This window comes from Embleya sp. NPDC025285, from assembly GCF_055558835.1.
Map to the genome: position 1 here is coordinate 13,900 of NZ_JBVHLU010000093.1, position 21,852 is coordinate 35,751.

The following is a 21,852-nucleotide window of genomic DNA, read 5'->3' on the forward strand; positions in this document are numbered from 1 at the left end:
GCTGCCGGGCGACGGGCCGACGGGCAGCCGGTCCGGCAGGTGCGTTCGGGTTCCTCGGGGGACGCGGATCCGGGAAGGGAAGGGCGCCGCCCGGACCCGCGGTATGCGGGCGCGCGTCGATCGGTCCGGGCCGCGGCGGCCCGTGCGTCACAGACCGGCGGGGACCTTGTCGAGAAAGCCGTGTACGGCCTTGATCCGGCCCGTCGCATCCAGGACCGCGACGTCGAACCCGACGACCGGCGCCTCTGCGCCCTCGGGGCCGAGGTGCCACTGGAACCGGACGACGTCGTGGTGCCCGTCCACCGGGCCGCCGAGGGTGAACACCAGTCCGGCGAATTGGCCCTGGACCACGCCGATGAGGCCGGTGATCCCGTCGTGCCCGACCACGGCACCCAGCGGGTCGGTATACGTGGCGTCCTCGGTGAACGCGGACGCCACCAGCGCGCGGCGCTTGTCCGCGTCCGGCTCGTTCCAGCCGGCCAGGTAGTTCTCGACGGTGGCGGTGTAGTCGATGGCGGCGCTCATGGCGTCCGTCCTTTCCGGGTCGCTCCGCCGGGCGTGCCCGACGGGTTCCAGTGCTTTGTCCTGCGCGGTTCCAGTCCTGCTTTCCGCAGGTCAAGACGTTACGGACGATCGAGCGCCTCGGAATCAGTCACGCATCAGTACTTGCATCGGTATGCGACACCCCATGGGGCGGCGGTCCGTGCGGACAGGTCTGCCGGAAACCATCGGCACCGCATGTCGTCCGCGCCCGGTGACCCCCATACTCTCGTCGTGCGCATACTTGTTCGGGTGATTTTGCCGCTATCCCTCGCGGCCTCCTTCGCGGTCCCGTTTCTGCTGGTCCGAGGTCCCTCGGGGATCGTCGCGGGGCTGCTCTTGGGCTACCTGGCCTTCCTGGGGCTGGGAATGCACCAACGAGCCGGTGTGGGGTTGCCGCTGTTGCCTTCCAAGGCGGACCGGGTCGCGCTGAAGCGGAACGCGCAGGTGATCCGCGCGCTGCGTCGTGGTGACGTCGAGGGGGCGCACGAGCACAGCAAGGGCTTTCCCGACACGCCTGTGGGTCAGGCGCTCGGGGCCGTGTCCCAGTGCATGGTGCTCTTCGCGCGAGGACACGGCCCGGCGGGGGCGGAGGTCGTGCGCCGGTGGTCGGCGGCGCATCCTCGCGACGACGCGCTCGGCCGCATGATGTCGCACGCGCACACCGACTTCTCCGCGATGCTGCTGGTCCAGGGTTCGGCGGACGCGGCCGCGATGTTGCCCACACTGCGCCCCGCCGTGGCGGGTTCCGGGCGGGCCCATCGCCGCAGGGGCTGCGTGGCCGAGTTCGCCTTGGACCTGTACGAGGGGCGCGTGGAGCGGGCGGCGGCGCGGGCTCGCCGATGGCGTCGGCGCGCCGCACGGCAACGGAGTCGCTGGATGGGCGCCGAGTGCGAATGTCTGCTTGCGATCTGTTCGGCCGCCGCGGGCGACCCGGACGCCGCCCGCGCCGCACTGGCGAACGCGGAGCGTCTGGCGTACGCCCACCCGGCCATCGGACTTGCCCGCGCCCGAGTCGAGGCGTGCGCCGCTGCGGCGGTGCGGCTCGAACCCACCACGGCCGTCACGGAGCCGAAGCACATCCGATAGCCGCGCAGGCGGGCGCAGATCCCCCTCCGGCACGGCAAGGCACCGGCACCACACGTCGAACTTGCGCACGCGTGCACCCGCCGCCCCCGTTCCGGCGGTGACGTCCTCGCGATGCCCGGACCGCCACCTCGTCACGCTCCCGCACGCGATCAAGCTCGATCGGCGCTGGACTTACTAGGACGTCCGACTATATCGTCTTGAACTACAAGGTCCGCGGTGCAGGGAAGTCGGTGTGAATCCGGCACGGTCCCGCCACTGTGACCGGGGAGTGCGCTGCCGAGGCACCACGCCACTGGCGAAAGCCGGGAAGGCGGGCGGCGTGTGTCGATCCGGAAGTCAGGATACCGGCCGCGGGTATATCCGTGTTGTCCACGAGGATGGAGCAAACACGCATGACGCCGGTCTGCGCACTCGCCCCGGACGATCTTGCGAACGTCGAGGTCGTCGGGCTCGCCTGACCACCCTCACGTGCCACCCGACCTCGGCAACCCCGCTCCCCGAAGCGGCGGTTGCCGTGGTCGGGTCGTTGCCCCGCCTCCGGATCGCACCTGACGAGAGACAGGTCGTTCATGGTCCGCGAGCTTTCCCACTTCATCGGCGGCAAGCACGTCCAAGGCGCGTCCGGCGCGTTCGGCGACGTGTACGACCCCAACACCGGACGCGTGCAGGCGCGCGTCCCGCTGGCCGACCGCGCCGACACGCTGGCGGCGATCGCCGACGCCGAGCAGGCACAACCGGCGTGGGCCGCCTGGAACCCGCAAAAGCGCGCCCGGGTGCTCTCCCGATTCCTGCAACTGGTCGAGCCCGAACGCGATTCGCTCGCCGAGCTGTTGTCGGCCGAGCACGGCAAGACCATCGCCGACGCCCACGGTGACCTGCAACGCGGCCTGGAGGTTGTGGAGTTCGCCGTCGGCATCCCGCACCTGCTCAAGGGCGAGTTCACCGACAACGCGGGTACCGGCATCGACGTGCACTCGCTGCGCCAGCCGCTCGGTGTGGTCGCCGGCATCACCCCGTTCAACTTCCCGGCGATGATCCCGCTGTGGAAGATCGCCCCGGCCATCGCGTGCGGCAACGCGTTCGTCCTCAAGCCGTCCGAACGCGACCCCTCGGTACCGCTGCGCCTGGCCGAGCTCTTCCTCGAGGCGGGACTGCCGCCGGGTGTGCTGAACGTGGTCAACGGCGGCAAGGAGTCCGTCGACACACTACTGGAGGACCCGCGCGTCCAGGCGCTGGGCTTTGTCGGCTCGACCGCGATCGCCGAGTACGTGTACACCTCGGCCACCGCGCGCGGCAAGCGCGCCCAGTGCTTCGGCGGCGCCAAGAATCATCTGATCGTGATGCCGGACGCGGACCTCGACCAGGTCGTCGAGGCCCTGATCGGCGCCGGATACGGCTCCGCGGGCGAGCGCTGCATGGCGATCTCCGTCGCGGTTCCGGTCGGCGCGGAGACCGCGGACGCGCTGGTGGCCAAGCTCGTCGAGCGCATCGCCACGCTGCGGGTGGGCCCCTCCCACGATCGCGACGCCGACTTCGGCCCGTTGGTGGGTCGGGACGCGCTCGCTCGGGTGCACGACTACCTGGACATCGGCGTGCGCGAGGGCGCGAAGCTGCTCGTCGACGGCCGTGACGTGCGCGTCCCCGGCCACGAGGACGGCTACTTCGTCGGCGCGTCGCTGTTCGATCACGTCACGCCCTCGATGCGGGTGTACCGCGAGGAGATCTTCGGTCCGGTCCTGTCGGTGCTGCGCGCGGCCGACTACGAGGACGCGCTGCGACTGGCGAGCGAGCACGAGTACGGCAACGGCGTGGCGATCTTCACCCGCGACGGCGACACCGCCCGCGACTTCGGTCGCCGAGTGAACACCGGCATGGTCGGCGTCAATGTGCCGATCCCGGTACCGGTGGCCTACCACACGTTCGGCGGGTGGAAGCGGTCCGGATTCGGCGACCTCAACCAGCACGGACCCGACTCGATCCGCTTCTACACCCGGACCAAGACGATCACCTCGCGTTGGTTCTCCGGTGCACGCGAGGCCGCGAGTTTCACCATCCCCACGATGGGCTGACCCGATGAGCACCCTCACCGAGGATCAGCTCGCGATCGTCGAGACGACGCGGGACTTCGCCCGCGAGCACCTCGCCCCGCACGCGATCGAGTGGGACCGCACCAAGCACTTCCCCGTCGATGTCCTGCGCAAGGGCGCCGACCTCGGTCTCGGCGGCATCAACGTCCGTGAGGACGTGGGCGGTTCGGGTCTGAGCCGACTGGACGCCGCACTGATCTACGAGGCGTTGGCCGGCGGTTGCCCGAGCATCGCCGCCTACTACTCCATCCACAACATGGTCGCCTGGATGATCGACCGCCACGGCAACGCCGAGCAGCGCCACAGGTGGCTCCCGGACCTGTGCGCGATGCGCGGTCTGGCCAGCTACTGCCTGACCGAACCGGGCGCGGGGTCCGACGCCGCCGCACTGCGCACGCGCGCGGTGCGCGACGGGGACCACTATGTCCTGCACGGGGTGAAACAGTTCATCTCCGGCGCCGGGTCCTCGGCGGTGTACGCGGTGATGGCGCGGACCGGCGGGGACGGCGCCGACGGGATCTCCGCGTTCGTCGTGGAAGCCGACTCACCCGGGCTGTCCTTCGGCGCGAACGAGCTGAAGATGGGCTGGAACGCCCAGCCCACCCGCCAGGTGGTCCTGGACGGCGTGCGTGTGCCGGTCTCCCACCGGCTGGGCGCCGAGGGCGACGGCTTCCGGATGGCGATGGGCGGCCTCAACGGCGGCCGGATCGGTATCGCCGCCTGCTCGCTGGGCGGCGCGGGGGCGGCCCTCGACGCCGCCGTGGCTCACCTCACCGATCGGGAGGCATTCGGCGCCAAGCTGATCGACGCCCAGGCGTTGCGTTTCGAACTCGCTGATATGGCAACCGAGTTGGAGGCCGCGCGCACGCTGGTCCGGCACGCGGCGTCCTGCCTGGACCAGGGCGATCCCGCCGCGCCGCAACTGTGCGCGATGGCCAAGCGGTTCGCCACCGACACCGCCTTCTCGGTGGCCGACCGCGCGCTGCAACTGCACGGCGGCTACGGCTACCTCGCGGACTACGGCATCGAGAAGATCGTCCGCGACCTGCGGGTGCACCGCATCCTCGAAGGAACCAACGAGATCATGCGCGTGATCGTCGCGCGCGGACTGATCGGAGCGACCCGATGACCTCCACGACGGAGCAGGAAACGGTACTGACCCGCCGTCAGGCGGGCCTCGGCCGGATCGTGCTCAACCGGCCCCGGGCGCTCAACGCCCTCACCCACGCCATGGTTCGCGGGATCGACGCCGCGCTCACCGCGTGGGAGCACGACGAGGACGTGCGACTGGTGGTGATCACCGGCGCGGGCGAGCGTGGGCTGTGCGCGGGTGGCGACATCCGGGCCATCCACGCCGACGCCGTCGGCGGCGGCACCGGCAGTCTGGACTTCTGGCGCGACGAGTACCGGCTCAACGCCCACATCGCCCGCTATCCCAAGACCTATGTCGCGGTCATGGACGGCATCGTGATGGGTGGCGGTGTCGGTGTGTCCGCGCACGGCGGCCTGCGGATCGTCACCGAACGCTCGACGATCGCCATGCCCGAGACCGGCATCGGGTTCGTCCCCGACGTCGGCGGCACCCACCTGCTCGCCCGCGCGCCGGGCGAGTGCGGCACCCATCTGGCGCTCACCGGTTCGGCGATCGGCCCCGGCGACGCGATCGCCTGCGGGCTCGCCGACCACTTCATCCCCTCGCACCGGCTCGACGCGGCCCTGGAGGCGCTGGCCGGCCGCGACAGTGGCGAGGTCGTGGCGCGGTTCGCCGAGCCGGCGCCGGGCGGTGAACTCGTCGAGCGGCGTGGGTGGATCGACGCGTGCTATGCGGGCGACAGCGTCGAGGAGATCCTCGAACGCCTCGAGGCCGATGGGGAGCAGGCCGCGAAGCAGGCCGCCGAGCACATCCGGGCCAAGTCGCCCACCGCGCTCAAGGTCACCCTGGCGAGCCTCCGGCGGGCTCGCGAACTCGCCTCCCTGGAGGCCGTGTTGGATCAGGAGTACCGGGTCTCGACGGTGGCGCTGGGCACGCCCGACCTGGCCGAGGGCATCCGTGCCCAGGTGATCGACAAGGATCGCGCGCCGCGCTGGTCCCCCGACACGCTCGAAGCCGTACGGCCCGAGCAGGTCGCCGCATTCTTCGAACCGCTGGGCGCACGCGAGTTGGGCCTGGCGATCTCGCCCTCGACCGAGGAGGCCTGCCGATGAGCACCGCGATCGCATTCGTGGGATTGGGCAACATGGGCGGCCCCATGGCCGCCAACCTGGTCGCCGCCGGACACCGGGTCACCGGGTACGACCTGGTCCCGGAGGCGCTGGAGCGCGCGCGGGAGAGCGGTGTGCGCATCGCGGCCTCCCCCGCCGAGGCCGTCGCGGACGCGGATGTGGTGATCACGATGTTGCCGAGCGGGCCGCACGTGTTGGCCTGCTACCGGGGTTCCGCCGGCTTGTTGGCGGCGGCGCCCGCCGGTGCGGTGTTCGTCGACTGCTCCACCATCGACGTCGCGGACGCACACGCCGCGCACGAGGCGGTGGGCGCCTCCGGACGCCGGTCGCTGGACGCGCCGGTGTCCGGTGGGGTGGTCGGCGCGGTCGCCGGAACGCTCACCTTCATGGTCGGCGCCGCCGACGAGGACTTCGCCGCGGTCGAGCCGGTGTTGACCGCGATGGGCCGCCGCGTCGTGCACTGCGGCCCTCCCGGCGCCGGGCAGGCGGCGAAGATCTGCAACAACCTGATCCTGGGCGTCACGATGATCGCGGTCAGCGAGGCGTTCGTGCTGGGCGAGCAACTCGGGCTCTCCCACCAGGCGTTGTTCGACGTGGCCTCCGCGGCGTCCGGTCAGTGCTGGGCGCTGACCACGAACTGCCCGGTGCCCGGGCCGGTTCCGGGCAGCCCGGCCGACCACGATTACCGGCCCGGGTTCGCCGCGGCCCTGATGGCCAAGGATCTGCGGCTGGCGGCGAACGCGATCCGGGCCGGCGGGGTGTCCGCCGAGCTCGGGCTGCACGCGGCCGAGGTGTACACGGCGTTCGCCGAGAACGGCGGCGCCGAGCGCGACTTCTCCGCCGTCATCCACTCCATCAGAGACCACGCCGACACCGGCGCGAACGAAGGAAACCGCACCACATGAGCGACTACGAGACCATCCTGCTGGAGCGGCACGACCGCACCGCGGTGATCACCCTCAACCGCCCGAAGGCCCTGAACGCCCTGAACCTCCAGGTGATGGCCGAGGTCGTCGACGCCGCGACCACGCTCGACCGCGATTCCGACATCGGCTGTCTGGTGATCACCGGGTCCGCCAAGGCGTTCGCCGCCGGCGCCGACATCAAGGAGATGCAGCCCAACGACTACATGGACGTCTACCTCGCCGACTGGTTCTCCGCGTGGGACCGACTCGGCGAGGTCCGCAAGCCCACCATCGCCGCGGTTTCCGGCTACGCGCTCGGCGGCGGATGCGAACTCGCCATGCTGTGCGACATCCTCCTCGCCGCCGACACCGCCGTGTTCGGCCAGCCGGAGATCAAGCTCGGCGTCATCCCCGGCATCGGCGGCTCGCAACGCCTGACCCGGGCGGTCGGCAAGGCCAAGGCCATGGACCTGTGTTTGACGGGCCGCACCATGAACGCCGAGGAGGCCGAACGCGCCGGCCTGGTCTCGCGGGTCGTGCCCGCCGCCGACCTGCTCACCGAGGCCCTGGCCACCGCCGAGATCATCGCGGGCATGTCCGCGCCGATCGCGATGATGGCCAAGGAGAGCGTCAACCGCGCCTTCGAGACCACTCTGGCCGAGGGTGTGCGCTTCGAACGCCGCCTCTTCCACGCCACGTTCGCCACCGCCGACCAGAAGGAGGGCATGGCGGCCTTCACCGAAAAGCGCCCGCCTTCGTTCATCCACCGCTGATCCAAGGAGGTGGAGCGCGCTCGGCCCCGGATCAGGGGCCGAGCGGCCGGGCGGCCGTCGAGGACGCCCCGGACATCACCCCGCGGCCGTACCCGGTCACGACGGACAGCCCAGGAGCGGTTCTCGCGCCACCGCGATCCGGCCGAACCTGTCGGGTGCCGCCAAGCGGCATGACCGATGGTCCACTCTTTTGCGCGGTCCACGTCCGGTGTGTCGCCGGGCCATCCGGATGCGATGCCCGCGGTCCCATGTTTGCCTGAACGGGAGTCGTTCCGGTGCGTCGTGCGCGCCGGAACGCGCTTCGCCACGGCTCCGATCGAGTCGCGAGCCTGCTCTCCGGTCGGGGATACGCGGAAGGATCAGCGGTGGAAGAGTCCGAGGGTCCCACCCGGCGCCCGGCGCCCGGGCGGAGCCGGCGACTGATCGCGGTCTCGGGGTTGCTGGGTGCGCTGCTCTGCGTCGGAGCCGGCGTCATGGCGCCGATGGGCATCGCGCACACCCAGGTTGCACCGCCACCCCCGCCGCCTCCACCCCCGCCACCCCCGCCGCCTCCGCCTCCGCCGCCTCCGCCTCCGCCTCCGCCACCGCCGCCACCTCTGGCACCGGAGCCTCCCCCACCACCGAAACCGCCACCGGTCACCTATCCACCGGACGGTCCCTCCCCCGTGGTTCCGACCCCGCCCCCTCGCCCTCGGGGAACGACGGCTCCACCACCCTCCCAGAGCAAGCGGCCTCCCTCCCCGGGGACGACGCCTGCGCCTGATCCTCGATCCCGCCCCGCTCTGGTCCTGGCCCCCGTGAGGGGCAGTGCCGGCATGACGGTGGCGATCTCCGGTTCGGCCTTCTCCGCGTGCCGTCCCGGATCCCGGATCGACATTCGTTGGGACGGTGCCGGCGTCGCCTCCCTCGATGCGCCGGTTACCCCGAACGGGGGCAGTTTCAGCGTCCGGTTCGTGGTCCCCAAGGGCGCGTCGAAGGGGAGCCACCAGGTTTCGGCGCGATGTGCGGAAGCGGACGCCTCCGCCTCCTTCGAAGTCACCACGGGCACCGGACCGGGTTCTTCTCGGCAGCCGACCGCAACCCGCTCTCCGTCGTCGTCTGCGGTGCCCGGCACCGGAGCCGGCTCGAGCTCGGGCTCGGGCTGGGTGATCGGGGCGGTGGTGATTGGCGGTCTCCTGGTGGCCGCGCTCGCGGGCTACTTGGGCTTCTCCCACCAACGGCGGGGACCGCGATGGACCCGTCGACACGTCCGTGCGGTGCTGCGACCGGGTTTCGCGTCGGATGGGGTGCAGGACGTCAGGGACACGCGCGGAGCGAGCCGGACGGTACGGCTCGAACCTCGTTCGGACCCCGGTGAACAGACCATCAAGGAGGTGGACCCATGACCGACGCCGTGCCGCATCCCACGTCCGTGCGCGAACTGTTGTTCGGCGACGACGTCGAAGCCGCCACGGAAACGCTCGTCGACGCGGCTCGCGAACACGAGGTCGCCACGATCCTCGAGCGCGGAGCCCAAGGTCTCACGGACAACGCGAGCCGGACCGTCGAGCGTGAGGTCGCCTCGGTGGTCAACGGCTTCCTGAGCCTGGATCTCCTCGATCTCGTGGCCGCCGGATGGGCCAAGCACGGCGCGATGGTCGAGGCCGCGCGACGCACCCGTGCCGCCCCGGACACCGAGGAGGTCGTCGCTCTGGCAACCCACCAGGTCACGTCCACCCATCGCCCCTGCGTCGACCTGAGGGTCGACGGTGTCCGGGTCGGCACCCTGGAGATCGGCCTCACTGTCGCCTTCGACGTCGAGGGGATGCTGGCGGTCGTCCGCCAAGCCCACCTGACGTCGCTGCGCTGTGGCACCTGCACGACCACCGGCACGTTGGCGATGCAGGAAAGAGTCGTCGCCAGTCGCCACTGCAATCTGGACCTACCGGGCGCCATGCGCTTCAGGTCGGGTATCGCCCTGCTCCCGGCGCGGGATCAGGCGCCGCACGGCGACCCGGCATAGCCCCGACGCGCCTGCGACGCGCGCCGAGGTAGGCACGGCAGCTCGAAGCGCTCGGTTCCGACGACCTCGAACGGTTCACCGCGACCCTGACCACGGCGACACCCCCGGCCGAGGTCGGAATCGACCCCGCCCCGAAACGCCCGGGGGATTCGCCGCCTCGATGTGCCCATGGGCCGACACCCGCGGGGCAGATTCCGTCTATCGCCGCTGTTCGCGCGCAAGCGTCGCACCAACGCGCCGGTCGCCCGAGCGACCGTCGCGGCCGATTCCGGGAGTCGGCACGCCGCGGGCAGGACGGCAATCGCGCCCGTCCTGCCCGCCGGCGGAACACCCGCCCCGTTCGCCGGGGTTCCGTGGGCGGCAGTCACCACACCGTCCGCGTCACCGTCGCCGGATGGTCAGCAGGGCTGGTCGATGTGGTCCGGGTGGAAGCGCACAGCCCCCAGGCCGTTCGGGTCGAAGAGGTCCAAGAGGCCGCGCAGCGGCTCGTCGGGCTGCTCGGGTCCCCACAGTTCCAGGGCCATCTCGCCGTGGTAGAGCATCGGCCAGCGCACGTAGTGGCGGGTGTCCGCGGGGTCGTGCAGGGCCCGCGAGGCGGCCAGCGTGGAGCGGGCGACGTCGATCATCAGGTCCGTCCCGCAGCCGAAGCCGTACGGATAGTGCTCCCGGTCCGGCGGGATGGTCTCGATCAGGGCCGGGTCGGCGTACGAGACACCGACGTGCGCGTGCAGGCCCGCCCGGATGGCCGGTACCTCGTGGGTACCGTCGGGGTCCCACTGCCAATGCCCCGCCGCGTTCCTGCCGACCCGTACGGTGGGCGCCGCCTCGAACAGCGCGCACACCTCCCACGCCTCCACCGACGGCGCCATCGGCCGCGCGCCCTCGGGGGCCAGAACCCGCAACCGGCCCCGGTTCAGCCGGTAGTCGACGGCCACGAGGTCGGTGTCGGAGAGGTCCCGCTTGTCCACACCCCAGCGTCCGGACGCGGTGACCACGAGCGCGTTCAGGTCGGGATCGAACGCGAAGAGCATGCCCTCGCTGAATCCCTGCAGATTGAGGTACATCGCGTAGGTGCGGCTCAACCGGGGCGACACGAAGTCGCGCATCGCGTGTGGGGCCGGCAACAGCCCGAGGTCCCCCATCCGGGTCCCGGCCACGGCCAGGCTCCGCGGCGCGTGGGCCGCGGCCCACGCGCCGGCGGTGATGGCGTCGGGCACCACGTCGTGCCGGCCGGCCACCTCGTGCGCGCAGGCCGCGGAGACCAGCCGGTCGCAGATGCCCTGGGCGACCTTCTCGGTCTCGGTGGGGTGTCCGCCCTCCATCGTGCACAGCGTCGCCTCGGCGACCTCACCGGGCACCGTGCCGGGCGTGATGAACACGACGGTGAACACACCCACCCTGGCCATCAGGATCCGCGCGGCGCGCACCACCTCGGGGTGCGACATCTCGCTCAGCCGCTCGGGCACTTCCGCCACCGCCACCAGCCGCCCGACCGTGCCCTGCCGGCCCTGCTCCTTGCGGAGCTTGAGCATCAGCGGGGTCTGTTCCTCCACGATCCGGTCGGCCAGCGGCTCGGGGCCGTCGGGTACGGACACGCCCACCAGGACCACGTCGAACCTGGTCTCGTTCTCGCCCGGCGGGATCACCCGGTGCCCGCCGCGCTCGAACGCCGCCGCCAGGTCGTGCAGGAACGAGCGTGTCACGTCGGACAGTTCGGGAGCCGGGTCGATGACCCGGACCGTGCACGAACGCCACCAGTCCAACTCGTCGAGCCGTCGACCCGGGGCCGGGGCGGCGGATGGCGCCGATGTCGATTCCGCCCGGGTTACGGTGGTCATGAAGGAGCTCCTGACGTTGCTGTGCGGAAGGCGAGGACGGCGTTCTGCCCGCCGAACGCGACCGACGTGGAGATCGCGGTGTTCAAGCGGGCGGGGCGGCGCGGGGTCTTGGCGACCACGTCCAGGTCCGGATCCAGGTCCGGATCGGTGCGGTGGTGGTTGGCGGTGGGTGGAATGCTCCCGTGTTCGAGGGTCAGGACGGTCACGATCGCCTCGATTGCGCCACCCGCGCCGCCGGTGTGGCCCAGCACGCTCTTGACGGCGGTGATCGGTGGGCAGCGGTCGAAGGTGGCCGCGAGGAAACGCGCCTCGGCGGCGTCGTTGAGCCGTGTGCCGGTGCCGTGCGTGTTGACGTGGTCGACGTCGGCCGGATTCCAACCGGCGTCGGCCAGGGCCGCGAGGGTGGCCAGTCGCGCGCCGCGGCCGTCGGGGTGCGGCGCGGTGAGGTGGTGGGCGTCGTTCGCGGCGCCGTAGCCGGACAGCAGGGATCGCACCCGGGCGCGGCGGGCGCGTGCGTGCTCCGGGCGCTCCAGCACCACGACGCCCACGCCCTCGCCCAGGACGAATCCGTCCCGTTCGGCGTCGAACGGCCGGCAGGCGTGCGCCGGGTCGCCGGGGTGCGTGGACAGGGCGCCCAACTGGGCGAAGCCGGCCGCGGTGAGTGGGTTGCACATGATGTCGACACCGCCGGCGAAGACGATGTCCAGGGTGCCCGCGCGTAGCAGGTCGCGGGCGACGCCCAGTGCCGTCGCGCCGGAGGCGCAGCCGGCGGCGGGCGCGAAGTTGGTGCCCTGGGCGCCGAGGTCGAGGCCGACCTCGGTGGCCGCGGTGTTGGGCAGCGAGCGGGGCAGACCGGCCGGGGAGATGGCGGTGACCCGGTCCGTGAGCAGCCTCTCCATGCAGGTCAGCAGGGATTCCATGGACGGTCCGCCCGCGCCGATGACGACGCCGACGCGGGTGGGGTCCCAAGTCCCGGGATCCAGCGCGGCGTCGGCCAGGGCCTCGCGGGCGGCGACGACGGTCATCTGCGCGCTGCGGTCCATCCGCCGGGACAGTCTCCGGCCGAGGATGGCGTCCGGGGCGAAGCCGGGCACCCTGCAGGAGATGTCCACGGGCAGACCGGCCAGCCCCGGGTCGCGGCGAGCGGTGGACAGCCCCGCGCACAGGGTCCGCCAGGTGGCTTCGACTCCGATCCCGCCGGCGGTCACCAGGCCCAGGCCGGTGACCGCAACCTCGGAGGAGGTCATCTCAGCTCGCCGGGGACGCGACAGGGGCCGGAGGCTGTGCCGGGGCCGGGACGGGGGGCGAGGCCGACTCGGCGGCGGGCGCGGTGGCGGCGGGCGCCTCGGAGGTGGGTTCGGTGGCGGCGGGTGCGGTGGCGGAGGGCGGGGCGGTCCGGACGAACGGTTCGGCCTGTGGGGCGGCCTCGAACGCGGCGACGGCCTGGGCCAGCGTGGTGTCCTTGCCCAATTCGCCGAGCCTGCTGAAGTCCTTGCCCGTCTGGTCCGCGATGATGACGGCCAGCTCCGCCATCGACAACGAGTCCAACTCCAGCGCGCTGAAGGTCGCTTCCGGAACGACATCCCCGGCGTCGATGCCGAACTCCTCGACCAGCAACTCACACAGCATCGCGTACACGGGGAATGCCTTCCTGCTCGGTGGGACCGCGCACACCCGGCGGCGCGTGCTCGTACGGCACCGATCGGGTATGCGATCGAGCACCTTGTGTATCGGTGGCGAAGGCTCGGGCAAAATTCCCGCCACGCGTCTCCCATAGCCCCGGAACCGCCCTCCACCTGGGGTGATGCACTGGGAACAGGGCCGGACGACGCGTTGATGTTCACCCGCAAGTACGCAGCCGCACGTGCCCGGACCGGGGCCGCGGCGGCGGCGCGTGACCTTTCCGGGGCCCGTTCGGTTAACGATCCCGGACACCTCGGAACGAAAACCCTCGGAGAGAAAGTAGGGCAGCGATGTCCACGGCCCTGGTCACCGGCGCCAGTCACGGCATCGGTGCCGACCTCGCGCGCGCTCTCGCCGCCCGCGGCCACGATCTGGTGCTGGTCGCCCGCGGCGCCGAATCGCTGGACGCTCTCGCGGTCGAGTTGGAGAAGGAGCACGACGTGTCGGTGCGCGCGCTGCCCGCCGACCTGACCGTCGAGGACGACCTCGAACGGGTGGCCGCCGCGGCGCGTGACGTCGACATCCTGGTCAACAACGCCGGTGCGAGTCTGGGCACTTCGTTCGAACGTACGGGCTGGGCGGACGAGCGGCGCCTGCTCGACCTCAACGTGGTCGCCCCGTCGCGGCTCGTCCACGCCGCGCTGCCGGAGATGCTCCGGCGGGGCAACGGCCGCATCCTGACGGTGTCCTCGGTGTCCGCTCTCGCCCCGGTCTGGCAGGGCACGGCGTACGGCGCGACGAAGGCGTACGAACTGGTGATGACCGAGTCGTTCGCCTACTCCCGGCGCGTGCGCACGTCACCGGTGGCGTTGACCGCGCTCGTACTCGGCTACACCGCCTCCCGGTTCCACCTCGGTGCCGGCATCGCCGCGCCGCCTTCTTCGCTCACGCTCGCGTCGCCGTACGTCGCGGAGCGGGCGGTGCGGGCCATTCACCGACGCCGCCCGCCGGTCGTCTGCGTGCCGAGCCTGCGCTACAAGGTGCTGGCGGGCCTGTTGCGGCACACCCCCCGCCGGCTCCTGACCCTGCCCGGTCTGGCCAAGGACTTCACCACCCTCACGGGTGCCGTCCACGGCTCCGCCGCCACCGTGCGCGAAGCGCGGAACGTGCCCGACGTCTCGGTGGAGGCCCGCGTCCCCGGCCCCATGGAGCCACGGCCGTAGGCCCCCGGCCGAGCCTTCCGGTCACGCGGCGCGGCCTCCCTCCGCGGCGGCAGGCTTGGATGGACCCGGTGTTGCTCCGAGTCGTTATCGGCGCGAGAGCGGCAGGGTGCGGGGTAAGTCGGCGGGGGCTCTTCGGGTCACGGGTGCGCGGCCTTTCCGGTGGGTGGCGACTGCCCGGCTGTCGCCGGCGCCAGGGTTTCGACGGTCCCACGATCCACGGACCGGCGCCGCACGGGCCCGGTCGTCCGCACGGGCTGCGTCTTGACCGGCTCCGGGAAGTGGCAGGCCACCTCGTGTCCGGGTCGACCCTCCAGCGTGATCAGCGGCGGTTCGGTCGTCGCGCACACGTCCTGCGCCTTGTGGCAGCGGGTGCGGAACCGGCAACCCGAGGGCGGGTCGATCGGGCTGGGTACGTCCCCGCTCAGCCGGATGCGCTCGAGCCGGGTGCCGTCCGGGCCGGTCGCGCCGGGCACGGCGGACAACAGCGCGTGGGTGTACGGGTGGTGGGCCCGTTCGTACAGCGAGTCGCGGTCGGCGCTCTCCACGACGCGCCCGAGGTACATCACCATCACCCGATCGCAGAAGTGCCGGACCACGGCCAGGTCGTGCGCGATGAACACGAACGCGATGCCCAGATCGCGCCGCAGATCCCCGAGCAGGTTGATCACCTGTGCCTGGATGGACACGTCCAGTGCGGACACCGGTTCGTCGGCCACGATCAGGCTGGGCCCGGCGGCGAGCGCCCGGGCGATGCCGATGCGTTGCCGCTGCCCGCCGGAGAACTCGTGCGGGAAACGGTTGCGGTGTTCGGGGTTGAGGCCGACCGTCTCCAGGAGTTCCCCGATCCGGCGCTCGCGTCCGCCGGGTGGATCGATGTCGTTGACGTCCAGCGGGGCGCGCAGGATGGTGCCGATGGTGTGGCGCGGGTTCAGGGACGAGTACGGATCCTGGAAGATCATCTGGATCTGCGCGCGGATGGGCGCCAGTTCGCGGCGCGAGGCGTGTGTGATGTCGCGGCCCCGGTAGGCGATGGTGCCCGCGCTCGGCTCCAGCAGTCGGGTGATCAGGCGCCCGGTCGTGGACTTGCCGCACCCGGACTCGCCGACCAGGCCGATGCTCTGCCCGGCGCCGACGGTCAGGTCGACGCCGTCGACAGCGCGCACGGCCCCGGTGCGACGGCGCAGCAGGCTTCGGCCCGTGGGGAAGTGCTTGGTCAGTCCGCTCACCCGGAGCAGCGGCGCCTCGGGCGCGTCGAGTGACTCGGTCTTCATGGGGTGGCTCCTCGCAGGTCCGTCGGCGCGGCGGTGCCCGGCGCCCCGTCCAGATGGCAGGCGGCGGCGTGCTCGCTGCCGCCGGGTCCCGCGTGCACGCGCTCCAACAGGGGGAGCACCGTGCGGCACGGTGTCTCGGGGCTGTCGATCACCTGCGCGCAGCGCGGATGGAAGGCGCAGCCGGGCGGCGGCGCGAGCAGGCTGGGCGGCGAGCCCGGCACCGGTCGCAGCGGCCGGTCCAGGGCGTCGGACAAACGCGGGACCGAGGCGAGCAGACCTCGGGTATACGGATGCCGGGGCGTGTCCAGGACCTCGCCGACCGCGCCGAACTCGACCGCGCGGCCCGCGTACATCACCAGCACGTCGTCGGCGACGTCGGCGATCACCCCGAGGTCGTGGGTGACCAGGATGATCGCGGTGCCCAACTGCTCCTGCAACTCCGCGAGCAGGTCCAGGATCTGGGCCTGCACGGTGACGTCGAGCGCGGTGGTGGGTTCGTCGGCGATCAGCAGGTCGGGTTCGCACACCAGCGCCATCGCGATCATCGCGCGTTGGCGCATGCCGCCGGAGAACTGGTGCGGGAACTCCCGGGCCCGGCGGGCGGGTTGCGGAATGCCGACCCGGTCGAGCATGTCGACGGCGCGGGCCGTGGCCTCGCGTCGGCCGGCGCCGGTGTGCCGGCGGTAGGTCTCGACGATCTGCGCGCCGACCGTGAAGTACGGCGACAGGGCGGTGAGCGGGTCCTGGAACACCATCGACACGCGTTGCCCGCGCAGGTCCCGCAGGACGCGTTCGGGGGCGCCGACCAGCTCCGTCCCGTCCAGGATCGCGCTGCCCTCGATGGTGGTGCGCGCGGGGTTGTGCAGACCGAGCAGGGTGAGGTTGGTGACGCTCTTGCCGGAACCGGACTCGCCGACGATGCCGAGTGTGCGGCCGCGTTCGACGTCGAAGGAGACGCCGTCGACGGCCTTGACCACGCCGCCCTCGGTGGCGAAGCGCACCCGCAGATCACGGACCGCGAGGAGGGGAGGGGTCATCACACACGCACCCGGGGGTCGATGACGGCGTACACGGCGTCCACCGCGACATTGGCGAGCACCATCGCGGTGGCGGCGATCAGCACCACGCCGGTGATCATCGGCAGATCGGAGTTGGCGACCGCGTTCACCGCGAGTTTGCCGATGCCGGGGATGTTGAAGGTGGTCTCGGTGACCACCGCGCCGCCGAGCAGGACGCCGAGTTCGATGCCGTAGACGGTCACCACCGGGGTGATCGCGCCCCGCCACGCGTGTTTGGCGTAGACCTGACGGGAGGTCAATCCCTTCGCCCGCACGGTGCGTACGTGGTCCTCGCCGAGTGCGTCGATCATCGACGCCCGGGTCAGTCGTGCGTACACCGCGGCCTGTACGCAGGCCAGCGTCAGCCAGGGCAACAGCAGCCCGCCCGTCCATCCGCCGGGGTCGTCGAGGAGCGGGATGTACTCGGGTTTGGGCAGCCAGCGCAGTTGGTCGACCAGGACGTAGCGGGCGATCACCCCGAGGAACTGGATGGTCACCGAGGCGCCGATCAGCGAGAACGCCATCGTGGCCTTGTCCAGCCAGGTACCGCGGCGCAGCGCCGCGAGCATGCCGATCATGATGCCGACGCCGAGGAAGATCACCGAGGCGCCCAGGGCCAGCGACAGGGTGGCGGGGAAGCGGTCGAGCAGGGTGTCGAGCACGGGCTCGTGGTTGACGAACGAGTAGCCCAGGCACGGTGCGGAGCAGTGCGAGGAGCCGAAGTCGCGGCCGGCGAAGACGCCGACGATGTAGTGCCAGTACTGCATCGGTACCGACTCGTCCAGGCCCAGGTCGCGTCGGATCAGGGCGAGCGTCTCGGGCGTGCAGGTCTTGCCGCAGGACAGCCGGGCCGGGTCGTCCGGCATCGCGAAGAACAGGAAGAAGGTGACGGTGAAGACGACGAAGAGGATCAGCGCCGCGCCGAGCAGTCGCTGCACCAGGAATCGGAACATGGGGCCCTCACTGGAGGTCGGACCGGGGAGCGGCCGGGCGGCCCGGCGGCGCGGGCGGGAAGGGGCGAGCCTTCCCGCCCGCGCCGCCGGTCGGAGCCGAAGCCGCCCCGCCCGGGGGCTACTTGACCCAGACGTCGATCGGATAGGTCGAGCCGATGAAGCCGACTCGTACGCCGCCCAGACCGGGGCCGTACAGGGTCAGTTGGCGCCGGTACACGAACGGCACCACCGGGGCCTCGGCCATGATCTTCTTCTCCAGGTTCGACCATTCCTTGCCGGCCGCCACGACGTCCGACATCGCGGTGATGCGGTCCATCTCGGTGCTCATCGCCGGGTTGTTGTAGAGGCTGTAGACGGAGCCGTCGTCGATGATCTTGCGGCCGTCGAACTTGGCCGGGAGCACGGTGGCGGCGCTGGGCCAGTCGGCACCCCAGCCGGACCAGTACAGGTCGTACTTGTTGTCCATGCGGCCGATCTCGGTGTAGTAGCTCTTGTCGTTGATCGGCTGCGGAACCACCTTGAAGCCGGCCTGTTGCAGGGCCTGGACGATGGTCACCGAGACCTGTTCCCACAGCGGGGTCTGGTTGTACGCGTAGGTGATGCTGGGGTTGGGGGTGCCGGACTCGGCGAGCAACTGCTTGGCCTTGGCCGGGTCACCGGTGTTCGGCACACCGGCCAGGTCGAAGGGTTCGAAGCCGAGCACCGTCGCGCCCATCAGCGTGGTGGCGAACTCGCCGTACGCGGGGCCGCCCAGGATCTGCCGCACCTGTTCCTTGGGGAACGCCGCGATCAGCGCCTGGCGTATCTTCGGATTGGTCTGGCGCCGGTTGTTGATCTCGAAGTACTCGGTGTACGGGGTGGCCGCGTCCGCCGTGCGAGCCTTCAAGTCCGGTGTGGTGAGCACCTGTTGGGCGACCTCGCGGCCGACCGCGACGCGGAAGGTCATCGCCGTGCGGTCACCACCGTTGGCCGCGATCAGCCGCTCGTTGATCTGCTGGTTGGACGCGCCGAACTCGAACTTCCACTGGTCGGGGTAGGCGTGCCGGACCGCGTCGGTGTTCGGGTCCCAGTGCTCGTTGCGGACCATGGTCATGGACTTGTCGATCTCGCGGGTGGAGATCTTGTAGGGGCCGCTGGAGAACGGGCGCTTGTCGTATTCCAGTTTCGTGTCCTTGGCCCGCGGCACCGGGGTGCTGGTGTGCATCGCCACCGCGAACGGGAAGTCGCCGCGCGGGGCCGGGAGCGCGAAGGTGATGGTGCGCGCGTCCGGGGTCTTGATCGCGTCCAGTTCGCGGCCGGCGTAGGGGCCGTCGTACACCGAGCGGAAGTCGGCGTTGCCGACGAGCCATTCCTGGATCCAGGTGGGGCCGCCGGTGATCTCCTTGGCGAACGAGCGCTCGACGCCGTACTTGACGTCCTGCGCGGTGATCGGCGACCCGTCCTCGTACTTGAGCCCGTCCTTGAGGGTGAAGGTCCAGGTCTTGCCGCCGTCGGGGCTGGTCCCGGTGTCGGTGGCCAGGTCGCCGACCAGGGTGGTGTGGTCGCCTTCCTGCTTGTACGTGGTGAGCTGACGCGAGATCAGCAGTTCCGCCGTCTGCTCGTGCGAGACGTAGACGCGGGCCGGGTCCAGGTGGTTGAAGTCGGCGCGCTCCAGGACCGTGGCGGTGCCGCCGGGCTTGGCACCGGGGAGTTCCTTGGCCGGGCCCTTCGACTCGGCGGCGGCGCCGATCGACACGGCGCGGACCTGGGCTTTGGGGGCGCCCTTCCCGGGCTCCTTGTTGTCCGGGGTGCCGCCGCCGCCGGAACAGGCGGCCGCGCCGAGGGCGAGGGTGAGCGCGGCGAGCGCGGTTCGGGTGAGGCGAGTGGGTCTGCGCCGAGGGTTCATGGTTCCTTCCGAGGGTTGCCGTGCGAGTGCGGTGTGGCGAAGGGACCGGCGCCGGACGCGACGTCGGGGGCTCAGCGGTCGCTCTTGGGGTCGAGTGCGTCGCGGACCGAGTCGCCGAGCAGGTTGAAGGCGACGACGAAGACGAGCATCGAGATGCCGGGGACGCACATGTAGGTGATGTCGGTCCGGTAGACCTCGGCGCCCTTGAGCAACATCCGCCCCCAGTCGGGGGTGGGTTCGACCATGCCCACACCCAGGTAGGACAGGGCGGCCTCGGTGGTCACGTACGCGGGCACCGCCATCGACGCGCTGACCAGGATCGGTGTGACCAGGTTGGGCAGCAGCTCGCGCAGCACGATGCGGCCGGGCGAGGCGCCGATCACCCGCGCCGCCTCGACGTATTCGCGAGCGCGCAGCGAGAGCACCTGACCGCGCAGCAGTCGGGCCACCGAGGCCCAGCCGAACGCGGAGAGCACCGCGACGATGACCGCCCCGCGCAGCAGCGGCGACATCTGCTCGCCCGGGCGGGTCAGCAGCGAGGTGACCACCGGGGTGAACGCGATGAAGAACAGCGTCGCCGGGAAGCTGAGCATGACGTCGATCAGTCGGCCCACGAGGAAGTCGGTACGTCCGCCGAGGTAGCCGGCGGTCACTCCCACCAGCACGCCGAGCACGGTGACGATGGCGACCACGGCCAGCGAGATGAGCAGCGAGGTGCGGATGCCGTACAGGAGTTGGGTGAGCACGTCCCGGCCCAGGCCGGGTTCGAGGCCGAGCCAGAACTCGCCGGACATGCCGCCGTTGGGTGCGATCGGGAAGCCGAACTCGTTGAGCAGGCCGGGCCGGTTCTGGCCGTAGGTGGTGTAGGGGTCGTGCCCGTACCACCGGGCGAACAGCGGTGCGCCCAGGCCCGCGACGACGAAGACGGCGACGACGCAGGCGGCGACGATCCCGGTGCGGTCGCGCCGGAAGCGACGCCAGGCGAGTTGCGAGGGGCGCAGCCCGGTGGGGGCGGTGCCGACGGCGGGCGAAACCTGATCCGCCGGCGGATCCGTGGGGGGCGCGAGCGTGGTCATGGTGGCGGGCCTCTCGGGAGGCGGCGGGGTGGGGTGGTTGGTGGGGAACTCTGCCCACGGGCGATGCAATGGTCAAGGTTTGCAACGTGTCACATTTGAGGTGCGACATTGTATTTGCATTCCCTTTACCATTCACCTGCGGTTTTACCGCTTCCCTCGTTTGCCGATGCGATCGAAGTCGGGTCTGGCGGAACAGTAAAGCAATGTGACATTGTACTGAGGTGGCCACGGTGGAAACGTGTGCCACCACCGCGATGCCCGCCACCGCCGACGGCGACCACGACGTCCCCGTCGCCGTCACCACTGCCATCGACACCCGAGGAGCCCCCGTGTCCGGCCCGATCCCCACCGACCACATCCGCCGGCCGTGGCGCGGCCTGATGGTCGCCACCACGCTGCCGCTGCGCGCGGACCTGAGCATCGACTACGACGCCTTCGCCGACCACGTGCGCGGGCTCGTCGACGCGGGCTGCGACGGCGTCGTGCCCAACGGTTCCCTGGGCGAGTACCAGGTCCTGACCGCCGAGGAACGCGCCGAGGTGGTCCGCGTCGCGGTCGATGCCGTGGGCGGCGACCGGGTGATGCCCGGCGTCGCCGCGTACGGCTCGGCCGAGGCGTGCCGCTGGACCGAGCAGGCGGCCCGGGCCGGCGCCGAGGCCGTCATGCTGCTGCCGCCGAACGCCTACCGCGCCGACGATGCCGAGGTGCACGCGCACTACGCCGACGTGGCCTCGGTCGGCCTGCCCGTCGTCGCCTACAACAACCCGTTCGACACCCGGGTGGACCTGGCCCCCGAACTGCTGGCGAAGCTGCACGCCGACGGCCACATCGTCGGCGTCAAGGAGTTCAGCGGCGACACCCGCCGCGCCTACCGCCTCGCCGAACTGGTCCCCGGCCTGGACCTGTTGGCGGGTGCCGACGACGTGCTCCTGGAGCTGGCCGTGGCCGGTGCCAAGGGCTGGATCGGCGGATTCCTCAACGTCCTCCCCCACTCCTGCATCGAGCTCTACCGCGCCGCCGTCGCCGGCGACCTGCCCCGGGCCCGGGAGTTGTACGACGTCCTGCACCCGCTGCTGCGCTGGGACACCCGCACCGAGTTCGTCCAGGCGATCAAGCTGTCCATGGACGTGGTCGGCAAGCCCGGCGGCCCCTGCCGTCCGCCCCGCCGGCCACTGAACGCCGAGACGCGGGAAAGCGTCCGGCTGGCGACCGAGCGGGCCGTCGCGGCCGGATTGAGCTGAACCGGCCCCGCCGCACCCACCCGACACGACGCCGACTCCCGCCGGGCCGTCCGGCCGACCGATCG

At 71.4% G+C, this 21,852-nt stretch carries 19 protein-coding genes and 1 riboswitch; of the genes, 10 read left to right on the forward strand and 9 right to left on the reverse strand.

Annotated features, from left to right (window positions below; all coding sequences use genetic code 11):
• Positions 1 to 147: 147 nt before the first annotated feature.
• Positions 148 to 525, reverse strand: a complete 378-nt coding sequence (locus tag ACZ4FV_RS40395; RefSeq protein WP_402238185.1) for a nuclear transport factor 2 family protein — start codon at positions 523 to 525, stop codon at positions 148 to 150.
• Positions 526 to 792: 267 nt separating this feature from the next.
• Between ACZ4FV_RS40395 and ACZ4FV_RS40400 the strand changes: the two genes are divergently transcribed.
• The 8 genes from ACZ4FV_RS40400 (at position 793) to ACZ4FV_RS40435 (ending at position 9,619) form a co-directional block, all read left to right on the forward strand.
• On the forward strand, positions 793 to 1,629 hold the full coding sequence (locus ACZ4FV_RS40400) for a hypothetical protein (protein ID WP_402238182.1): 837 nt from the start codon (positions 793 to 795) through the stop codon (positions 1,627 to 1,629).
• 197 nt (positions 1,630 to 1,826) lie between these two features.
• A riboswitch (cobalamin riboswitch) is annotated at positions 1,827 to 1,996 on the forward strand.
• A gap of 202 nt (positions 1,997 to 2,198) precedes the next feature.
• A complete protein-coding gene (locus ACZ4FV_RS40405) occupies positions 2,199 to 3,698 on the forward strand; it encodes a CoA-acylating methylmalonate-semialdehyde dehydrogenase (protein WP_395869867.1) in 1,500 nt (499 codons plus the stop codon).
• A 4-nt stretch (positions 3,699 to 3,702) separates the two neighbouring features.
• Complete coding sequence (locus ACZ4FV_RS40410; protein ID WP_402238178.1) at positions 3,703 to 4,845, forward strand: acyl-CoA dehydrogenase family protein; 1,143 nt, start codon at positions 3,703 to 3,705, stop codon at positions 4,843 to 4,845.
• A complete protein-coding gene (locus ACZ4FV_RS40415) occupies positions 4,842 to 5,921 on the forward strand; it encodes an enoyl-CoA hydratase/isomerase family protein (protein WP_465325690.1) in 1,080 nt (359 codons plus the stop codon). Before ACZ4FV_RS40410 ends, ACZ4FV_RS40415 begins: the two co-directional genes overlap by 4 nt.
• Positions 5,918 to 6,844 (forward strand): 3-hydroxyisobutyrate dehydrogenase, encoded by a 927-nt coding sequence (gene mmsB / locus ACZ4FV_RS40420; RefSeq protein ID WP_395869871.1) that lies wholly within the window; start codon positions 5,918 to 5,920, stop codon positions 6,842 to 6,844. The genes ACZ4FV_RS40415 and mmsB overlap by 4 nt, the downstream gene beginning before the upstream one ends.
• A complete protein-coding gene (locus ACZ4FV_RS40425) occupies positions 6,841 to 7,617 on the forward strand; it encodes an enoyl-CoA hydratase (protein WP_395869874.1) in 777 nt (258 codons plus the stop codon). Before mmsB ends, ACZ4FV_RS40425 begins: the two co-directional genes overlap by 4 nt.
• Before the next feature lie 815 nt (positions 7,618 to 8,432).
• Entirely contained in the window at positions 8,433 to 9,002 is a 570-nt protein-coding gene (locus ACZ4FV_RS40430; protein WP_395869875.1) for a hypothetical protein, read from the forward strand.
• On the forward strand, positions 8,999 to 9,619 hold the full coding sequence (locus ACZ4FV_RS40435; RefSeq protein WP_465325694.1) for a hypothetical protein: 621 nt from the start codon (positions 8,999 to 9,001) through the stop codon (positions 9,617 to 9,619). The genes ACZ4FV_RS40430 and ACZ4FV_RS40435 overlap by 4 nt, the downstream gene beginning before the upstream one ends.
• Before the next feature lie 398 nt (positions 9,620 to 10,017).
• On the opposite strand, the gene ACZ4FV_RS40440 is transcribed toward ACZ4FV_RS40435, so the two are convergent.
• Genes ACZ4FV_RS40440 through ACZ4FV_RS40450 form a run of 3 tightly spaced genes read right to left on the reverse strand, consistent with a single transcriptional unit; the run spans position 10,018 to position 13,086 of the window.
• On the reverse strand, positions 10,018 to 11,457 hold the full coding sequence (locus tag ACZ4FV_RS40440; protein ID WP_465325695.1) for a hypothetical protein: 1,440 nt from the start codon (positions 11,455 to 11,457) through the stop codon (positions 10,018 to 10,020).
• Positions 11,454 to 12,704 (reverse strand): beta-ketoacyl-[acyl-carrier-protein] synthase family protein, encoded by a 1,251-nt coding sequence (locus tag ACZ4FV_RS40445; RefSeq protein WP_402238173.1) that lies wholly within the window; start codon positions 12,702 to 12,704, stop codon positions 11,454 to 11,456. Before ACZ4FV_RS40445 ends, ACZ4FV_RS40440 begins: the two co-directional genes overlap by 4 nt.
• 1 nt (position 12,705) lies before the next feature.
• Positions 12,706 to 13,086 carry an acyl carrier protein gene (locus ACZ4FV_RS40450; protein ID WP_402238200.1) on the reverse strand — a complete coding sequence of 127 codons (381 nt, stop codon included), beginning with the start codon at positions 13,084 to 13,086 and terminating at the stop codon, positions 12,706 to 12,708.
• Positions 13,087 to 13,430: 344 nt separating this feature from the next.
• Between ACZ4FV_RS40450 and ACZ4FV_RS40455 the strand changes: the two genes are divergently transcribed.
• On the forward strand, positions 13,431 to 14,303 hold the full coding sequence (locus ACZ4FV_RS40455) for an SDR family NAD(P)-dependent oxidoreductase (protein WP_465325698.1): 873 nt from the start codon (positions 13,431 to 13,433) through the stop codon (positions 14,301 to 14,303).
• Positions 14,304 to 14,440: 137 nt separating this feature from the next.
• Here the strand turns inward: ACZ4FV_RS40455 and ACZ4FV_RS40460 are convergent, their stop codons facing one another.
• From ACZ4FV_RS40460 to ACZ4FV_RS40480, 5 genes are all read right to left on the reverse strand, one after another.
• Positions 14,441 to 15,574, reverse strand: coding sequence for an ABC transporter ATP-binding protein (locus ACZ4FV_RS40460; RefSeq protein WP_395869885.1), 1,134 nt, complete (start codon positions 15,572 to 15,574; stop codon positions 14,441 to 14,443).
• Positions 15,571 to 16,611: an ABC transporter ATP-binding protein gene (locus ACZ4FV_RS40465; protein ID WP_395869887.1), complete on the reverse strand. Its 1,041-nt coding sequence runs from the start codon at positions 16,609 to 16,611 to the stop codon at positions 15,571 to 15,573. The genes ACZ4FV_RS40460 and ACZ4FV_RS40465 overlap by 4 nt, the downstream gene beginning before the upstream one ends.
• The gene (locus ACZ4FV_RS40470) at positions 16,611 to 17,585 is read right to left on the reverse strand and encodes an ABC transporter permease (RefSeq protein WP_465325702.1); all 975 of its coding nucleotides are present in this window, start codon (positions 17,583 to 17,585) and stop codon (positions 16,611 to 16,613) included. Before ACZ4FV_RS40470 ends, ACZ4FV_RS40465 begins: the two co-directional genes overlap by 1 nt.
• Before the next feature lie 118 nt (positions 17,586 to 17,703).
• Positions 17,704 to 19,470, reverse strand: coding sequence for an ABC transporter substrate-binding protein (locus tag ACZ4FV_RS40475; protein WP_395864734.1), 1,767 nt, complete (start codon positions 19,468 to 19,470; stop codon positions 17,704 to 17,706).
• Positions 19,471 to 19,541: 71 nt separating this feature from the next.
• On the reverse strand, positions 19,542 to 20,546 hold the full coding sequence (locus ACZ4FV_RS40480) for an ABC transporter permease (protein ID WP_465325704.1): 1,005 nt from the start codon (positions 20,544 to 20,546) through the stop codon (positions 19,542 to 19,544).
• A 380-nt stretch (positions 20,547 to 20,926) separates the two neighbouring features.
• Between ACZ4FV_RS40480 and ACZ4FV_RS40485 the strand changes: the two genes are divergently transcribed.
• Entirely contained in the window at positions 20,927 to 21,787 is an 861-nt protein-coding gene (locus ACZ4FV_RS40485) for a dihydrodipicolinate synthase family protein (protein ID WP_465325709.1), read from the forward strand.
• The last annotated feature ends 65 nt before the right edge of the window (positions 21,788 to 21,852 follow it).

Coding starts and splice junctions, on each gene's coding strand:
- ACZ4FV_RS40460 (WP_395869885.1), bottom strand. CDS start 15,574: ATGAAGACCGAGTCACTCGACGCGCCCGAGGCGCCGCTGCTCCGGGTG.
- ACZ4FV_RS40395 (WP_402238185.1), bottom strand. CDS start 525: ATGAGCGCCGCCATCGACTACACCGCCACCGTCGAGAACTACCTGGCC.
- ACZ4FV_RS40470 (WP_465325702.1), bottom strand. CDS start 17,585: ATGTTCCGATTCCTGGTGCAGCGACTGCTCGGCGCGGCGCTGATCCTC.
- ACZ4FV_RS40435 (WP_465325694.1), top strand. CDS start 8,999: ATGACCGACGCCGTGCCGCATCCCACGTCCGTGCGCGAACTGTTGTTC.
- ACZ4FV_RS40485 (WP_465325709.1), top strand. CDS start 20,927: ATGGTCGCCACCACGCTGCCGCTGCGCGCGGACCTGAGCATCGACTAC.
- ACZ4FV_RS40455 (WP_465325698.1), top strand. CDS start 13,431: ATGTCCACGGCCCTGGTCACCGGCGCCAGTCACGGCATCGGTGCCGAC.
- mmsB (WP_395869871.1), top strand. CDS start 5,918: ATGAGCACCGCGATCGCATTCGTGGGATTGGGCAACATGGGCGGCCCC.
- ACZ4FV_RS40475 (WP_395864734.1), bottom strand. CDS start 19,470: ATGAACCCTCGGCGCAGACCCACTCGCCTCACCCGAACCGCGCTCGCC.
- ACZ4FV_RS40425 (WP_395869874.1), top strand. CDS start 6,841: ATGAGCGACTACGAGACCATCCTGCTGGAGCGGCACGACCGCACCGCG.
- ACZ4FV_RS40445 (WP_402238173.1), bottom strand. CDS start 12,704: ATGACCTCCTCCGAGGTTGCGGTCACCGGCCTGGGCCTGGTGACCGCC.
- ACZ4FV_RS40480 (WP_465325704.1), bottom strand. CDS start 20,546: ATGACCACGCTCGCGCCCCCCACGGATCCGCCGGCGGATCAGGTTTCG.
- ACZ4FV_RS40440 (WP_465325695.1), bottom strand. CDS start 11,457: ATGACCACCGTAACCCGGGCGGAATCGACATCGGCGCCATCCGCCGCC.
- ACZ4FV_RS40415 (WP_465325690.1), top strand. CDS start 4,842: ATGACCTCCACGACGGAGCAGGAAACGGTACTGACCCGCCGTCAGGCG.
- ACZ4FV_RS40430 (WP_395869875.1), top strand. CDS start 8,433: ATGACGGTGGCGATCTCCGGTTCGGCCTTCTCCGCGTGCCGTCCCGGA.
- ACZ4FV_RS40465 (WP_395869887.1), bottom strand. CDS start 16,611: ATGACCCCTCCCCTCCTCGCGGTCCGTGATCTGCGGGTGCGCTTCGCC.
- ACZ4FV_RS40450 (WP_402238200.1), bottom strand. CDS start 13,086: ATGCTGTGTGAGTTGCTGGTCGAGGAGTTCGGCATCGACGCCGGGGAT.
- ACZ4FV_RS40410 (WP_402238178.1), top strand. CDS start 3,703: ATGAGCACCCTCACCGAGGATCAGCTCGCGATCGTCGAGACGACGCGG.
- ACZ4FV_RS40405 (WP_395869867.1), top strand. CDS start 2,199: ATGGTCCGCGAGCTTTCCCACTTCATCGGCGGCAAGCACGTCCAAGGC.